At 62.8% G+C, this 15,210-nt stretch carries 14 protein-coding genes; 3 read left to right on the forward strand and 11 right to left on the reverse strand.

Annotated features, from left to right (window positions below):
* Window positions 1-6 precede the first annotated feature (6 nt).
* Complete coding sequence (mdtN, locus tag D7S89_RS17065; protein ID WP_121279114.1) at window positions 7-1,068, reverse strand: multidrug transporter subunit MdtN; 1,062 nt, start codon at window positions 1,066-1,068, stop codon at window positions 7-9.
* Window positions 1,069-1,089: 21 nt separating this feature from the next.
* The gene (locus D7S89_RS17070; RefSeq protein ID WP_121279116.1) at window positions 1,090-1,386 is read right to left on the reverse strand and encodes a YtcA family lipoprotein; all 297 of its coding nucleotides are present in this window, start codon (window positions 1,384-1,386) and stop codon (window positions 1,090-1,092) included.
* Window positions 1,387-1,634: 248 nt separating this feature from the next.
* Here D7S89_RS17070 and D7S89_RS17075 point away from each other — a divergent pair, with 248 nt between their 5' ends.
* Entirely contained in the window at window positions 1,635-2,789 is a 1,155-nt protein-coding gene (locus tag D7S89_RS17075) for an alpha/beta fold hydrolase (protein WP_121279118.1), read from the forward strand.
* Window positions 2,790-2,826: 37 nt separating this feature from the next.
* On the opposite strand, the gene D7S89_RS17080 is transcribed toward D7S89_RS17075, so the two are convergent.
* The 8 genes from D7S89_RS17080 to D7S89_RS17115 all read right to left on the reverse strand — a co-directional run bounded on the left by D7S89_RS17080 (window position 2,827) and on the right by D7S89_RS17115 (window position 12,159).
* Complete coding sequence (locus D7S89_RS17080) at window positions 2,827-3,378, reverse strand: hypothetical protein (protein ID WP_121279120.1); 552 nt, start codon at window positions 3,376-3,378, stop codon at window positions 2,827-2,829.
* A gap of 9 nt (window positions 3,379-3,387) precedes the next feature.
* A complete protein-coding gene (locus D7S89_RS17085) occupies window positions 3,388-4,233 on the reverse strand; it encodes an SPFH domain-containing protein (protein ID WP_121279121.1) in 846 nt (281 codons plus the stop codon).
* A gap of 216 nt (window positions 4,234-4,449) precedes the next feature.
* Window positions 4,450-4,695 carry a hypothetical protein gene (locus D7S89_RS17090; RefSeq protein ID WP_183085246.1) on the reverse strand — a complete coding sequence of 82 codons (246 nt, stop codon included), beginning with the start codon at window positions 4,693-4,695 and terminating at the stop codon, window positions 4,450-4,452.
* A gap of 184 nt (window positions 4,696-4,879) precedes the next feature.
* On the reverse strand, window positions 4,880-7,375 hold the full coding sequence (locus D7S89_RS17095) for a family 20 glycosylhydrolase (protein ID WP_121279123.1): 2,496 nt from the start codon (window positions 7,373-7,375) through the stop codon (window positions 4,880-4,882).
* A gap of 329 nt (window positions 7,376-7,704) precedes the next feature.
* Entirely contained in the window at window positions 7,705-8,529 is an 825-nt protein-coding gene (locus D7S89_RS17100; protein ID WP_121279125.1) for an OmpW/AlkL family protein, read from the reverse strand.
* Between the two features lie 39 nt (window positions 8,530-8,568).
* Entirely contained in the window at window positions 8,569-9,825 is a 1,257-nt protein-coding gene (locus tag D7S89_RS17105; protein WP_121279127.1) for a DUF2957 domain-containing protein, read from the reverse strand.
* 151 nt (window positions 9,826-9,976) lie between these two features.
* Window positions 9,977-10,474 (reverse strand): hypothetical protein, encoded by a 498-nt coding sequence (locus D7S89_RS17110; RefSeq protein ID WP_121279129.1) that lies wholly within the window; start codon window positions 10,472-10,474, stop codon window positions 9,977-9,979.
* A gap of 83 nt (window positions 10,475-10,557) precedes the next feature.
* Window positions 10,558-12,159, reverse strand: coding sequence for a DUF2957 domain-containing protein (locus D7S89_RS17115; protein ID WP_121279131.1), 1,602 nt, complete (start codon window positions 12,157-12,159; stop codon window positions 10,558-10,560).
* Between the two features lie 476 nt (window positions 12,160-12,635).
* Between D7S89_RS17115 and D7S89_RS17120 the strand changes: the two genes are divergently transcribed.
* Window positions 12,636-13,499: a glycosyltransferase family 2 protein gene (locus D7S89_RS17120; RefSeq protein WP_183085247.1), complete on the forward strand. Its 864-nt coding sequence runs from the start codon at window positions 12,636-12,638 to the stop codon at window positions 13,497-13,499.
* Window positions 13,500-13,520: 21 nt separating this feature from the next.
* On the opposite strand, the gene D7S89_RS17125 is transcribed toward D7S89_RS17120, so the two are convergent.
* Window positions 13,521-14,153, reverse strand: a complete 633-nt coding sequence (locus D7S89_RS17125) for a LysE/ArgO family amino acid transporter (protein WP_121279135.1) — start codon at window positions 14,151-14,153, stop codon at window positions 13,521-13,523.
* 98 nt (window positions 14,154-14,251) lie between these two features.
* On the opposite strand from D7S89_RS17125, the gene D7S89_RS17130 reads away from it, so the two are divergent.
* Window positions 14,252-15,151 (forward strand): LysR family transcriptional regulator ArgP, encoded by a 900-nt coding sequence (locus tag D7S89_RS17130; protein WP_121279137.1) that lies wholly within the window; start codon window positions 14,252-14,254, stop codon window positions 15,149-15,151.
* Window positions 15,152-15,210: the final 59 nt, after the last annotated feature.

Raw genomic sequence — 15,210 nt, forward strand, 5'->3', positions numbered from 1 at the left:
CATTCCTCATCGATGGCCGGCATCGATGCTGCGCCCGGGATAGAGCACGGCGACGGCGGAGGTGCCGATGCGAAACAAGTCCGGATTCGGGTTCTCGACGCGGATCTTGACCGGAAAGCGTTGCGCGACGTGGACCCAGTTGAGCGTGCGCTCGATGCGAGGCAGGCCGCCGGGCAGCGCCAAGCCGCCTTCGTTGGGCAACACGCCGTAGCTGATCGAATCGACCGTGCCGCGAAAGCGTTGGCTCGTGTCGCTCATCAGATAGACGTTGGCGCGCGTGCCAGCCCTGATGCCCTTCAACTCGGTCTCGCGGAAATTGGCCACGACGTACCAATGGCGGGCGTCGATCAACGTGAACACCGGCTTGAGCGCAGAGGCGAACTGGCCGGTCGATGTCTTCAGCGAGACGACCCAGCCGTCGAACGGCGCACGCACCGTTGCGAATTCCAGGTTCAATTCGGCAATCGCGATCTCGGCTTCGGCCACCGCCCGTTGAGCGACGAGCGCATCGACACCGCTGACCGCCGCCGCGGCCTGCTGGGCTTGAAGCTCGGCGGCGGCCAGTTCGGCCTGCGTAGCCCGCTGCGCGGTACGGGCGAGATCGACGTCTTGCGCCGACACATACCCTTGCGACAACAGCGGCGCGGTGCGATGCAGTGTGTCCGTCGCCTGGGTGGCAGCGGCCCGCGCGCGCTCGACCGCCGCGCGCACGGACTGGGCGTTGTACTGCTGCGCGTTGACCGTGCGCTGGGTCAGCTCGATCTGCTTGTCGAGTGCGACGAGATTCGCCTTCGCACGCGTGAGCGCATCCTGGTACGGACGCGGGTCGATCTGGAACAGGAGGTCGCCTTGCTTGACGGCCTGATTGTCGTGCACCGCGAGTTCGACGATGCGCCCGCTGACCTCCGGCACGACGTCGATCGTGTCCGCGTAGGCATAGGCATCGTCGGTGCGCGGCTCGCGGTCCAGGCGCCAGACGACGAAGATCAGCACCAGTACGGTCAACACGACCAACGCGATGCCCAGCCACGCCTTGTTCGATTTCTGGCTGGTCGTCGGCGTCGTCATGGGATCCCTCCTTGCTCGGGTTCACTGTTGAAAGAAGATCAACCAGACAACGAGCGCAAGGAGTGTCACGAGCGCGGGGTAGACGAGTGCGGGAGGGCCGAACCGTTGCCCGCCGGGGACACGCGCGAGCACGAGGTAGACGACGATCGTCAGTATGACGCCCGCGACGATGCAGAACAGCCAGTCAGGAAAATAGGCGCCGAGCACGTTGATGGACGGCGCATGCGCGCATCCTGCCGTCAGCAAAGCGGCGACGGCGACAGCGACAGCGACAGTGCCGATCGCACGCAAGGTGCCTCGCGTTTTCAGGGCCGGCATGTTGTGAGCGCTCCAAAGTCGTCGTGTTCGTTCGGATCGGGGTCACGCTTTGTGCCGTGGGCAACCTATTCTGCCCGATCCATTTGTGCTTTGGAAAGTCGGTATGAACGCCATGAGCCATCTCCCCGATTCGATACCCCTGCGATCGACTGCCAGTCACAAAACGGGAATTATCAAACCAGACGCCGCTATCTACGATGCCAGCCCATGCACCACCCACCACGAACACACGAGGCACGAGCATGGCAATGGACATCCAGTCAAACGGCATCCGGATTCGCGTCAGCGAAAAGGGGCACGGCAAACGGGCGTTGGTTTTTCTGCACTACTGGGGAGGATCGTCGCGCACCTGGCAGTTCGTCATGGAGGAACTGTCGGACACCTATCGGACCGTCGCGACCGACCACCGTGGCTGGGGCCATTCGGACGCACCGGAAGACGGCTACACGATTGCCGATCTGGCCGACGATGCGCAAGGCGCGATCGAAGCACTGGGCCTGACGCACTACGTGCTCGTCGGTCATTCGATGGGCGGGAAGGTCGCGCAGTTGCTTGCGTCGCGCCGGCCGGAGGGGCTGGAGGGGCTCGTGCTCGTTGCGCCGTCGCCGCCATCGCCGATGTTGCTTCCGGATGAGCAGCGTGCGGTGATGATGAGCGCCTACGAGTCGCGCGAATCGGTCGGCTGGGTGCTCGACCATGTCCTGACCGGCAGACCGCTTACCCCGGCACGCCGCGAACAGGTCATCGCGGATAGTCTGCGCGGCGCACCACAGGCGAAGGCCGCGTGGCCGAACGTCGCGATGCGAGAAGACATTACAGCCGATGTGGCGGCTATCGATGTGCCCGTGTTGGTGATCGCCGGTGAGCGAGACCAGGTGGATCGCGTCGAAACGCTACAGGCGGAACTGTTGCCGAGAATCGCCCATGCTCGCCTCGAGGTCCTGCCCGGCATCGGCCACTTGTCACCTCTGGAGGCACCGTCCGCGGTCGCGGCTGCGATCCGGCAATTCGTTGGCGAACTAGCCTGGGGCTCCCGCACGCCCGAGCAGGTGCCAGCCGCATTCGATACGGCATTCAATGCCGGCGATGTCGATGCAGTGACCGCGCTGTTCAGCGAAAACGCCACGATGCGGATGACGAACGGCGAAGTCGTAGAAAACAGCCGCGAGCAGTTACATCGTCAGTTCACGGAATTGTTGAAGGTACGTCCGCGGATTGCGAACAAGGTGCGCCGCACGCTGGTCAGCGGCGACATCGCACTCGTGCTGCTCGACTGGACTTTGACGATGAGCCTTCACGACGGCAGCCGGCATACGGAGACGGGCACGGCGACGCAGGTCATGGAGCGCGGCGGCGACGGCACATGGAAACTGCGCATTTCCAACCCATTGGGTGTTTCGTGACCCCGGATCATGGGTAAGTCAAATGGGGGGGCGGAGTCTACTCGGCGCGGTCGAGCAATATCGCTTCGCGGTGCCGCAGGGTTTCCTGAATGGCGGTCAGCCCTTGGCCAATTTCAACCAGATTGTCCAACATCCATTCACCGTTTCGCGTATCCAGCATAGCGTGCAGCAGATTGCACTGCCCCACGAGCCGCTCATCGCTGCCGATCAGTGCCTTGAGCGTGTCGGCCTCGCGACGGTAGCGTTGTGTCATGCGATCGTTCTCGGGCACCGGCTGCGATTGCAGCCGGCCACCCACCATGCCGATATTGGCGGCCAGCCGTTCGAGCTGCTGTGCTGCCGCTGTGGCCGACGGGTCGGGAAACGGCTTTTCGCGAGACGGCGTGCCACAGTGGGTTCGCCGGTATTCGGACTCGGCACGCTCGACACTCGAGCGCGCCATGCCGAGCAGCCATGCCGCCTTGCTGCGCACGAGTTGATCGTCGGCACGCAGCTGGTTCTCGATCCGATAGAAGTTGTAGCCCCAGCCGTTGAACAAGTTGATCGCGGCTTGCCGGAGTACGCCTTCGTCATAAAAGTCCGAAGCCATGGCTAGGTACTAGTTACTAGTGGGCGTGGAAAGCCCTGTGTCAGACGCCAACGGATAAATTCCGGTAGCCGAGCCACCGATCTGGAACGGCAAGCCCGCTGCAGCGTTGGGTGCGGAAACGAGCCCCTTTTCGGCCATCCGCAGCGCAAGATAGTAACGAACGGCCTCGATCGGTGTGAGACCGATTGCCTGCAGCGAGATCAGTTCGCGCATCCGCTCATCCTTCGGCACGATCAACACTTTGACGTCGTTGAGCAAGATGCCGAAGTTTTTCAGGAAGTCGGAAAGATGCATCTTCACCGAGTCTCTGATCTCGTTGATGTGCTCGTTTATGCTTTCCATTTTCGTGACCTGCACGATCTGGTTGATGGCCTGTTCGATCGCGGGCCCCGCATAGGCGGCGACTTCCTGAGTGTCGATGAAGTAGCCGTTGAACGGCAGGTGGGTAATCAGGTCGAGCGCGGCTTCCTTGGTATCGACGTGAACGTAATAGTCGACTTGGTAGGCCATCTCGGCCATCTCCGCACTCGTCGCGATACCTTGGTTACGAATCAGGAGCTTCGACCGATTGACGTAAATGACTTCGAACACCCAGGGCGAGGATCCGCCGAAAAAGCCTTGAGCGATCGAGCCGAGAAGCGGCTTATCGGGCGTCGTCAGTGCGTATTGGCCCGTTTCGTAGATGTTGAGCACGGCACCGCGCGATTTCAGCACGCAGAAGTGATTGCTTTCGACGGTCAACAGCGAGCCCGAGACGATGCTTTCGTCGGCGATCTTGACCGCCAAGGCCTTGGTCCCCAGCATATCGGTGCCGTCGCGCTGTAGCGAGGTAATGACTTGCCTTGTGATGGCCATGCAATGCTCCGTGTGTTCAGTCGTTGAACTTCAGGGGCGCAGCGATTGCCGTGATTCTTGGCGTTCAAAGGATATCCTCATACGGAGGATTGTCAAATGAATCTAGGTGTGGCGCCGAACTTCCGCCGATACGGCCGATGCGGCATTTCTTGTGTCTCGGTGGCGCGATGTGGCATACGGCGGTCGCATGCGATTGCCGACCGCCGCAGCGTTATTTCACTGTGCCTGTGCAGCTTGTGCCTGAGCGGCTTTCCTTTCTTCCGCCTGCTTTTTCGCGAGATGGTGCCCGACGACGCATCCGCCAACAGCGCCAACGACGGCATGATGTCCCGCGTAGTGCCCCGCCACACCGCCGACAACGGCACCTTTCAAACAACCTGCAGCGTGCGCTGTGCTGATCGTTGTCAGTGCCAGCGGGAAAGATGCCACTACCACCAGGGCTTTCATACGGTTGATTTTCATAAGGGGGATCTGTGTTTGGTTTTCTGAACGCAGGGGCATCGTCCCCAGCGTGACGCTATTCTTGCGGCCTTGTATCAAGCGGTCAATGGGGTTGCAAGAGCCCGTCCTCCAAAAAAGAAAACCCCGCGTTCCGAAAAACGCGGGGTTAATCAGTAGTCCGAATGTTGTTCCGGCTGAACCTCGATTACTCTCCGGTCAACGTGAACGTCGGCTTCCGATACCCGATGCCGGCGCGCTCCAGCTTCGGGAGCTCGCGTTGCTTGAGCACCGTCGCAAAGCCTGCCCAGTCACGCTCGAGCGCGACCATGTCGACGTGATGCGTGGCGCCGAGCTTGTAGCTCACGCCCGCGACGAACGGCAGCTCCCAGTCCGCCTTGTGCCATGCACGTTCGGCGAGCGCGAGCAGGCGCGGATACACCATGTATTCGAGCAGCCTGTCGTTGCGCATGACCTCGCCCCACGCTTGTCCCTGGATGCCCTCGATGCGTGGCGCACCGCCCGTGCCCGTCACTTCGAACGGATTGCCGTCGCGATCGCCGAACAGTTCCGCGTTCTGCGGCAGGTTCTCCGGTGCGAACGAGAAGACCTTGTACTCGTCGGTCGCGTGCGATCCCCAGTAATAGCCGCGTTCGCGCGGGTTCAACGTGTACGGGAAGTCGAAGTACAGATAGTCAGGCAGCGCGAGCACCGTCTGATAACCCTTCGCACTCCAGTCGCGTGCGCTGTCGGCGCCGCCCCAGAAGATCGTGTCCCACAGCGACACCATCACGTTGCGCGTGCCGAACTCCTGCGGCCCGCTCGCCCCCTTCAAGCCATCCTCCCACGCAGCCATCGTGTTGATGCCGTTCGCGGCGACTTGCATGCTGACCTGCTTGGCGAAGCGCGTCGGCAGCTCGTCGATCGACTTGATCTCGCCACGCTGCAACAGCGCCTTGCACATCGGCGAGCGTGCCCACGGTTTGTCCTGCGCGGCGAGATCGACGCGGCCCTTGCCCGGATCGGTGCCGTTGAGCGGCTGGAAGCCCGCTCCGAGCAGGATGTTCTTCGCCTCGTCGCCGCCGAAGTGCCAGATGTGCAAGGGCACTTGCGCCTGAGCGTGCATCGACGCGATCTCCCGGATCACCTTCGACGCGAAATTCAGCGCGCCCGGCACGCACGGATTCAGATCGCTGCGCCGATCGTAGAACTGGACCGTCGTGAGCTGTGACGTGTCCTGCGGATCGAGCAAGCGGTACTCGGTCGCCTCCTGCTCCTGGCCCTCGGCGTGCAGGCGACGATAGCGCGCTTCCATCGTTACGACGGCCGCACGCGAGTGCGCGGGCATGTCGATCTCGGGAATCACTTCGACGAAGTGGTCGGCCGCGTAGCGCACGAGCTCGATGTAATCGTTGCGCGTCAGATAGCCGCCGCCCGAGCGGTTGTCGGGACCCGAGCCGAGCTGCGGCAACAGACAGTGCGTCTCGCTCAAATCATGGCACCGGCGCCCGCCGATTTCGGTCAACTCCGGCAGGCCCGGAATCTCGATCCGCCAGCCTTCGTCGTCGGACAGGTGCAGATGCAGGCGATTGAGCTTGTACGCGCTCATCTGGTCGATCAGGCGGCGCAGCGTCGCCGGGTGCTTGAAGTTGCGCGCGAGATCGACGTGCATCCCGCGATGGGGGAAGCGCGGCGCGTCTTCGATGCGCATCGCCGGAATGCGTCCGCCGCCCTCCTGGACGAGCGAGTAGAGCGTCTGTACGCCGTAGTATTCGCCAGCGGCATCGTAGCCTTCGATGAACGCGCCGCTCGGCCCGATCGTGAGCCGATAGCCGCCCGGCACCGCGATGTCTGCCGGCAGCCGTTGCGGCGCGACGATGCCTGCGACCCGGGTGCCGGCATCGTCGAGACCGAGCGTGTGGGCGCGCTCGCGCAGCGATTCGACCTGCGCGGGCGAAATATCCGGCAGCCGCAGGTCGACGCCGTGCAGATCGAGCGTGCCGTCGAGTGCGCGTTGCCGCTTCACGCTCGGCAGCGCGCGATCGGAGACCGCCTGCGCGGCGACGGGAGGCGCGTTGCCGGGCGAATTGCTCTGCGCGTCAGGGGGCAGCGATTCGACGTAGCGCGTTTCGTCGTCGGTGTCGTCGTACTTGAGCACGGCGGGCTGCGCGCCAGCGACGACGACATACGGCCGCGGCAGCAAGTCGCTATAGCGCAGATACCAATATTCGCCGACGAACGGCAGCTCGAAGCGCTCGCCCGGCGCCAGCCTGAGCGAACCGGGCTGCGGCGTCAGCTCGTACAGGTCGCCCGTCAGATGACGCAGCGTGAAGCCCGGACGATCAATTCTCAGCAGCCGGCGAATGCTGTGCAAATAGAGCTTCCAGCCGCCGTCCGTGATCAGCTGTTGGCCGCGATTCACGAAGATCAGGCGGCCCGTCGCACAGCTTGCCCAGTCGGCGCCCAGGCTGGCGCACGGCACGCCCGCCGCGGCTCCGTGATTGTTGTCGGCGGCGACGTGCAGCGCGAGGTTGTTCGAGAGCAGCGTCGCGAGGGCGGTCGGCGCAACGTGTTGCGGTGCAGCGTTCGTTGCAGCGGCAGCACCGGTGCCTTCGCCCACACCAAGCTGTGCCAGCGCGGCGACAGGCGATAGCGCCGCCGCGGCCAGTAAGCCAGCGCACAAGAAATGCGGGATTCGATTCATGAGGTCTCCTCGGAAAAATTCGGCGATACGACGCTGTGGGATTACGGCGTGGCGATCTGGTCTTTCAAGGAAGCTGCGGAAGAGGGGGCGGGACGTTCATGTCTCCTCCACCGATGGGGGTACGGCCGTCGACCGGTCGCTGCGAAATCTTAGGAGGCCTTTGATTGGTGCTCAACTGGTATTAGTATGGATTTAAAGTGGTATTTTTAATAATATTAAAAAGCCCTCGGGTGAGACGAGGGCCCAGACCGCTGCGTTTCCGGCTTGCCGGATCGATCGAACGAAGGAATGCGCGGCCGTCCGCTGTCGTAGCCGACCGCGGCTACGGCTTAGAACCGGTACGAAACCGCGACGAACGTGATGATCGGATTGGCGTTGAGCTTGGCTTTGCTGACGGCGAGCAGCGTGCCGTCGGCGGCCTTGATGTCGGTTTCCGCGTAGGTTTTCATCGGCATATAGGACACCGAAGCATTAATCCCCCAATGCTTGTCGAAGGCCCAGGTCGCGCCGACGTTGAAGATCGGTGTCCATGTCGACGAAGACTTGGCCGAGATCGAGGTAGGTCCGGGCTTGCCGGCTCCCGCGGCGAGGATGCTGCCAAGGTTGTTGTTCAGCGACTGCGAGAAGTAGGGATTCAACTCGAAGTTCGTAAACCACGAGTAAGTCAGCCCCGCGCCAACGAACGGCCGAAAGCGCGCATTAGCTTGGCCGAAGAAATATTGCAGCATCGCGCCGAGGGTCCATTGCCGTACCTTGCCGACGAGCGGGTTGTTCGACGGCTCGCTGAGGTTTTCGCTGCCGAGTGCTCCCGACGGCCCCGGTGGCTGGATCGTACCGAAGCCGTTGATATGGAACTCTGGCGGCACGCCGCCGAGCGCCGTCAACGCGATGTGATCGCTGAAGAAGTGGGTGAAGTTGAGCCCGAACGTATTGGCGTTGCTGACGGTGAGCCCCGTGCCCGCCGACGTGAATGCGTTCGGTACCCCGAGCGGCCCGTTGATCGGTGTGGCGGCGACGTGCGTCGTCAGCGGATCGCTCGAGTCTTTCGGCGCGACGTGAATCCAGCCCGCGGTCACGACATTGTCCCCGGCCTGTTGCGCGTGCGCGCTAGCGCACACGCAAGCCGCGACGAGCGGCGCGTAAATCTTCCTCATGCACGAGTCTCCTGCTTTTGTGTCCCGATTCGGTGTCGGTTATTGAACGAAGGCACTGATCGTGAAGTACGGTGCACTCGGGTCGGAGACGTCGAGGTAACCGAAGGTGCCGCCTGTGAAAATCATCTTGCCCGTTGCTGCAGAGCCGGCCGATGCGTTGGCGCTGCGCGTCGTCACGGTGCCGGGCAAGGCTTGCGTGAAGTCGAGATTGATAGCCGAGGCGAGCGACGTCTGCGATGCATTGAACGGATCGAGCAGCGTTGCCTGCGTGCCTTCGAGCGCGGTCGTGCGATAGCCGAAGCTGCTGTCGACACCGACGTATTCGCCGTTTTGCGATCCGCTGGCAACTGCCGTTTGCGGCGCGAGCAGCGCAATACCTGATTCGTCGTCGGCTAGCGGCGTCTTCGGCGGCGAACCTGGCGGCGAGTAGATCGATGGATCAGCGGCACCCACGCGGATGAGGACCGGCACGAGCTGTCCGCGCAGCCGGCCGACGATCAGGATGCCCTGCGCTTGCGGACCAGAGACGGCTTGTGTCGGCGTGACCTGTCCCGAGAATTGATCGGTTTCGAACGTCGGCGAGTCACTGCGAGCCTTGAACGTCGTGCCGGACTGACGGCACTGTCCGGCGTAAATTCCACCGTTGTCGCATTCGGTGAACGTGCCGTCGGCGTTGATCGTGAACGACGCATCGACAGCCACGGGCAGGAAGTTCTGCGACGGCACCTTGTGATAGCCGAGCATCGAATACTTACCGGCGATCTCGGCGAGGTTGGTCGATTGCTGCGAGAACGCGATGAACGGGTAGTACGGGAACGTCGTATCGGGCACCACGCCGACGCCTGCGACGCCCGCGAACTGAATCTCGGCGCCCGGTATCGCTCCGCCCACGACACCCTCGCCCACGAAAATGCGTGCGGGATGGTTGGGGTCGAGGCTCGCATTGCTGAGCCGGAACGCGCATTCGTTGAGCTTTTGCGTGGGCAGCAGTGTCTCGGGCGTCATGGTTCCGGACACCGTATTATTCGGCGGCGTTGCGCGCGTCGGCTGCACCGTGCCTGTCGTGACCGGGACCGGCGACGCGAGGTAAGTGATCTTGTACGTCAGCGCATTCGTATCGATCTGCACTTGCACGAGCTCGCCCGAGCCGCTGCCGCCCGTATAGACGGTGTTGTAGTCGAGCGTTTGCGGGCACAGGCGCGTCTCCACGGGTGCCGGCGGATCTCCGCCGCCGGTGCCGCAAGCCGAGAAGAGGAGGGTGGCCAGCGCCATCGACAGCAGGCAACGCCAATTCATAGGGAATCCTGGATAAATTTTCGTCGAGGGTGGCAACCGGCCATGGGGTCGGCCGGTTGCCGTGGAAGGCCCTAAGCGTCAGGCCAACTGTCGGATGGCAATGCGCTCGCCTTGTGGGGAGCGTCGCCTTCAGCGGTTAGTGCCGCTGGTGTTAATGCACCGTCAGATACGGGGTCGTCTGCAACGTGCCCGACACCGAACAACCACCGGACAGCAGCTGGTTGTGCAAGCCGATCAGCGTTTCCTTCGCCGTCGTGTTTTCGGTGATCGTGCCCGCGACCGGGGTCGGCCCGCAGGCGCCACCAAGCAGCGGCACGTTGACGTCGACGGCGACGTTGTGGAGCTGGAGGCCCGTCGTCGTCAGGACAGCACCCGTCCAGGGTAATCCGGTTCCGGTGACAGCGGAGCACAGGCTGTTGCCGCTGAACTTCGCGGACGTGATCGTGATTTCACCGGTGCTCGTGATGGTGCCGACCAGATTCGCCGTGCAACCGATCGTGATGCCCGACTTGCCGAGCGTCGTCGAGCCGGTCAAGCTGATTGCGCCTGCCGGTGCGACGGTGACCGCATAAGCGGGGGCCGCGGCGGCTGCCGCGACCAGCAATGCCAAAGCCGAACCTGCTACAGGGATGAGCTTACGCATATTCATGGGTTTAACCTCATCAGGTTGATGGCATACATAACGACGGCCGGATGGCGCGGTACCGGCCGTACCTTGAAGCGCTACGAGAGTTACTGAACAAACGCGCCAATGGTGAAAAACGGATTCGGGGCGTTGGTGCCGTTCATTAGCAAGCCGAACACAGAGCCGGCTTTGATCAGCGCACCGGTGTCGCCGCTCTTGAAGACGGCGGTGCTACCCGAGTTGAAGTTGTTCTCGGCGGTGACCTGCACGACTCCCGGTTGCGTCTGCGTGTAGTCGAGCGCGAAATTGGTGGCGGCGGTCGACGTGAACGGATTCATGAACGCGGCGCTCGGGCTTTGGAATATCGTCGACGTGTAGTTCACACCTGCGTTGAACGTGCTCGCCTGATCGAGGCACGCACCTTCCGAGTACCCGCTCGCAGGCCCGTAGGCAGTGACCAGGCCACACGCCGTGACGCTGTTCGCACCGATGAAGGCGCCCTTGAACGCCGACGGTTGTACCGTGGCAACGGGGGATAGCAGTGAGATGCCGATCTGGTCGTCGAGTGTCGAGGTCGAGATATCCGCGCCTGCATGTGCATACCCGACGCGGATGATCACGGGAACAGCTTGCCCGTTCAGGTTGCCGACGATCATGAGACCGTGAGCCGCATTCGGCGTGTATGACTGCTGCAGCAAGCCGCCGCCGACGGCAGGATAGAGCGGGCCGCTCGGGGGCTGGGGGGCAGGTAAAGTTCCGCTCACGAATACGTTGTCTGGCGACCCGTCGGTATTGGTTCGCAAGGTCCAGTTGCCGCCCGTCGAGACGCAGGCGTTGGGCGCCTGTGCAGCGTCGGGCGCGCACGACCCGTCCGCCTTGAACGTCTGCGAAGTCTGGATCGCATCGACTTGCCAACCCAGGGGCGCAGGCGCAGGATTGTCGGGCGTGGTTTGGAATAGGCCGCCCTCGGGCGTAAAGCGAATGCCGAGCTCGTTGTAATCGCCGGCCACCTTCGAGAAGTCGGTGATCGTGTTCGTGAAGGCGATGAACGGGTAATAGTCGAACGTCTTGCTCGGAACGACACCGGCGTTGAACCCGGGAATGATCGGCACGCCGTTGAACTGAATGGTCGCGCCCGGAATGCCACCTCCGACGATCCCGTTCCCGACATACAGCACGGGCGGGTCTTGCGGATTGACCGTGATCGCGTAGCTGCCGTCGGCAGTCTGACCGTTCTTCAGCACGAACGCGCAGCGGTTTTGCTCGGCAGTCGGCAGCGTGAGCGGTGTGCTCGTGTGACCGTTGGAGTCGGTCAGCTGATAGAGGTTGGCGTTCACGAAGTCACCCGTGATCGTCATGCCCGCACGCGTGTTGTTGACCTGCCCGCTTGATGTCGGCACCTCCGACTCGACGAACGTCATCTGGTATTGCTTCTTCGACGTATCGAACTTCACGCGAATGTATTCGCCGCTGCCCGAGCCGCCCGTGAACGTCGTGCTGTAGTCGAGCGAGGTCGGACACAGCTGCGTGGGAGGATCGGGGCGCGTCGTGGCGCTGGCGCTGCCGCAGGTCGCGCCTGAACACGGGGCGACGGCGATGGCCGCAGGATTGTCCGACGAGCCGCTGCCGCAGCCGCCCAGCAGGGTGGCCAACGCCAACGTACTCGCCGCCGCGGCAGCGATGGACTGGCCACGTGCAAATGGCACCATTCTCGTCTCCTCGTATGTCCGCCGAACGCGTCGGCTGTTCTTAATTCAATTCGGATTCTCGGTCGGCGTAAGTTACGGTCACGGTTCGATCCGTGTAAATAGAGACGCAGGTCCAAACAGCTTTAAACGCGATAAATCATAAATATCTGGCTTTCGCGTGTGCGTTTTAAACGTAAGGCATGGAGAGTTTCCAATATTTTCAAATTTTTTTTCGAAGAAAAATAAATCAAAAAATATGCGAAATAAATCGTCGATCTACGCGGGATATGGCTTGGCATCGCCACCTGGATGGCTCGGGCGATCTTTCTGTCGCGTGGCTGAACAGGCCGGAAAGAATGACTCGAACAGCGGACACCCAGCGCAAGCGAGCAAAGGTGCAACCGGTGCAATAGGCCCAGTTATTTTTCCGGGATTTTCGTGCGGTAAGGTGTCAGGAATGGTGCAACCTAAATCATTGAATGATCGCGGAGAATGTCATGACGTCCGTCAGCGTGGTAATCCCGACGCGCAATCGCCCCGAGAAACTGCAGCGATGCCTGACCGCGCTGGCGAGAGCTCGTGGGCAAATCGAATTCGACGTGGTGGTCTGCGACTCGACGCCGGACCCCGACGTTCGGCGCAAGGTCGCCGAGGTCTGCTCCGGCTTCGGTTTCGCGAGGCTGCGATTTCATGACGGCAACAACGTCGCCGCAGCACGCAACTTCTGCGCTCGTTCGGCGGAAACCGATCTCATCGTCAACGTCGACGACGACATTCAGGTGGAGCCTGGTGCGATCCAGCGGCTGTTCGACGCCTACGAGGCAGCAGACGGCCATCGCGTCGTGGCGGGCAGCGTACGGTGGGGAGAGCGTTGGAGCTGCCCGGTCGTGATGCGGTCCATCGGGTACGGGCGCGCTGCGGCACCGGGCGAGTCGCCAGACTTCCTGATCGGTGCGTTCTTCATCTACGCACGCAAGCTGGCGCTGGCCAAGCCCTGGAACGAAGGCATCCGAACGTCCGACGATCGATTCATGGGAGCGCTATGGCGCAGCAATGGTGTGCGCCTGCTGTTCGAGCCGTCGGCGCGCGCCGTGCACGACCCTGAACACGTCAAATACGGCGTCGAACACCAGAGCTCGCACATCTACGTGAACCTGTTCGACGCCGTGATCGCCAACCCGCGGCCGCTGCGCGCGCTGTCGTACGAATTGCTCGGGTTCATATGGGGGGCGAAGGGCGCGATCCGGTCGGGCCCGAATCTGCTGCGCTTCTTCACGGCCTGGGGCAAGGGGCATCGTGCGTTGCTGCGCGATTACCGCTATCTGAGCCGCCTCGTGGCCGACAGGCTGCCGCCGCCGTAAGCGACGATCGCGAGCGGCCGTTCAGCGCAGTTGTGCCGCGGCGACGAACAGCACCATGCTGCCGATGGCGCCGTCGAGCACACGCCAAGCCGAGGCATTGCGGAACCACGGGGCCAACAAGCGCGCGCCGTAGCCGAGGGCCGCGAACCACAACGCACTCACGCACATGGCACCGAGTGCGAACGCCACACGTGCGCCTTGCGGCTCGCGTGCGCCGGCCGTACCGATCAGCAGCACGACGTCGACGTAAACGTGCGGGTTCAGCCACGTGAAGGCCAATGTCATCAGGACTACCGACCAAGCGCGTTGCCGTGGCACGTTCTGCGAACCTGCCCCCGCGTCGACCTCGAGTATTGCGTGCCCGGGCCGCCATGCGCGGCGCAACGTCGAGAAGCCGAACCACGCGAGGTAAGCGAGGCCTGCGTACAGCACGAGTTCGACGAAGCGCGGATAGCGTGCCGCGAGCGCGGACGCGCCGCCCACGCCGGCGGCGATCAGGATCAGGTCCGACAACGTACAGATCGCGACGATCTTGCCGACGTGCGAACGCATGATGCCTTGACGCAGGACGAATCCGTTTTGCGCGCCAATAGTGACGATCAGCGACGCGGACAGCGCGGCGCCATGAGAGAAGGCGATCCAATTCCAGTTCATGACTAACGACGGTGGACGGTTTATGCGAAAGACGTTAGTCTGCGGGCTCGAGGTGCATAAGAAAAGCTAATAAGCCTAAGGCAGATTAAGGAAAATTCATGCTGGACTACGCCTTGCTCGATGCGCTTGCGGCGGTCGTGCGCCACGGTTCATTCGATCGAGCGGCGAGTGAGCTGAACGTCACGCCGTCCGCCGTATCGCAGCGCGTGAAGCTGTTGGAGGAGCGTATCGGCAGCGTGCTCGTCAAGCGAGGGCAGCCGTGTGTCGCTACCGCGTCGGGCGCGTTGCTGTGCCGGCATACGGAGCGCGTGCGTCTGCTCGAGGCCGAACTGACCGGGCAGATGCCGTCTCTGCCGGGCGGCGGCGGGCTCGGGCAGTCTTGGCCCACGCTCCGGGTGGCCGTCAACGACGACAGCGTGGGTACTTGGTTCGTCGACGCTGTGGCAGAGTTTTGCGTCGAGCGGCAGACACTGCTCGACCTCGTCATCGACGATCAGGACCACACGGCGCAACGGATTCGCGACGGCAGCGTGCAAGGCGCAGTCACGACGCAAGCCGAACCCGTGCAGGGGTGCCGCTCGACGCGGCTCGGCCGGATGCGCTATCTGGCCGTGTGCTCACCCGCGTTCTTTTCTCGGTACTTCGCGAGTGGTGTCAACCGCGAATCGTTCAGACGTGCCCCGTGCGTGGTCTTCAATCCGAAAGATGAGCTGCAAAAGCGCTTCGTGCGCCGGGTCACGCGCGCCGAGGTCGATCCGCCGCAACATTGGATGCCGCACGTGGGCGGGTTTCTGCGCGCGTGCGTGACGGGGCTCGGCTGGGGCATGTGCCCAACGCAAATGATCGCCGGGCCGCTGGCGGCCGGCGAACTCGTGGAACTGCTGCCGGGCCGCCACCTCGATGTCGACCTGTATTGGCAAAGCTGGCGCCTGTCGATCGGCTGGCTCGATGACTTCGGCGCCGTGCTGAAAAAGCGGGCCAGCGAGTTTCTAGGCTGAAGCCGGATCCAGGCTAGCTGTCGTGCGGTGCGTGTAAGGGCTGGTAACGCGGATGGGTC

This window comes from Trinickia fusca (assembly GCF_003628145.1).
GTDB classification, from domain to species: domain Bacteria; phylum Pseudomonadota; class Gammaproteobacteria; order Burkholderiales; family Burkholderiaceae; genus Trinickia; species Trinickia fusca.

What these genes read in the sequence shown, in the direction of transcription:
- D7S89_RS17070 (WP_121279116.1), bottom strand. Translation starts at nt 1,386, where the DNA reads ATGCCGGCCCTGAAAACGCGAGGCACCTTGCGTGCGATCGGCACTGTC.
- D7S89_RS17120 (WP_183085247.1), top strand. Translation starts at nt 12,636, where the DNA reads ATGACGTCCGTCAGCGTGGTAATCCCGACGCGCAATCGCCCCGAGAAA.
- D7S89_RS17115 (WP_121279131.1), bottom strand. Translation starts at nt 12,159, where the DNA reads ATGGTGCCATTTGCACGTGGCCAGTCCATCGCTGCCGCGGCGGCGAGT.
- D7S89_RS17130 (WP_121279137.1), top strand. Translation starts at nt 14,252, where the DNA reads ATGCTGGACTACGCCTTGCTCGATGCGCTTGCGGCGGTCGTGCGCCAC.
- D7S89_RS17105 (WP_121279127.1), bottom strand. Translation starts at nt 9,825, where the DNA reads ATGAATTGGCGTTGCCTGCTGTCGATGGCGCTGGCCACCCTCCTCTTC.
- D7S89_RS17090 (WP_183085246.1), bottom strand. Translation starts at nt 4,695, where the DNA reads ATGAAAATCAACCGTATGAAAGCCCTGGTGGTAGTGGCATCTTTCCCG.
- D7S89_RS17110 (WP_121279129.1), bottom strand. Translation starts at nt 10,474, where the DNA reads ATGAATATGCGTAAGCTCATCCCTGTAGCAGGTTCGGCTTTGGCATTG.
- mdtN (WP_121279114.1), bottom strand. Translation starts at nt 1,068, where the DNA reads ATGACGACGCCGACGACCAGCCAGAAATCGAACAAGGCGTGGCTGGGC.
- D7S89_RS17075 (WP_121279118.1), top strand. Translation starts at nt 1,635, where the DNA reads ATGGACATCCAGTCAAACGGCATCCGGATTCGCGTCAGCGAAAAGGGG.
- D7S89_RS17100 (WP_121279125.1), bottom strand. Translation starts at nt 8,529, where the DNA reads ATGAGGAAGATTTACGCGCCGCTCGTCGCGGCTTGCGTGTGCGCTAGC.
- D7S89_RS17085 (WP_121279121.1), bottom strand. Translation starts at nt 4,233, where the DNA reads ATGGCCATCACAAGGCAAGTCATTACCTCGCTACAGCGCGACGGCACC.
- D7S89_RS17095 (WP_121279123.1), bottom strand. Translation starts at nt 7,375, where the DNA reads ATGAATCGAATCCCGCATTTCTTGTGCGCTGGCTTACTGGCCGCGGCG.
- D7S89_RS17080 (WP_121279120.1), bottom strand. Translation starts at nt 3,378, where the DNA reads ATGGCTTCGGACTTTTATGACGAAGGCGTACTCCGGCAAGCCGCGATC.
- D7S89_RS17125 (WP_121279135.1), bottom strand. Translation starts at nt 14,153, where the DNA reads ATGAACTGGAATTGGATCGCCTTCTCTCATGGCGCCGCGCTGTCCGCG.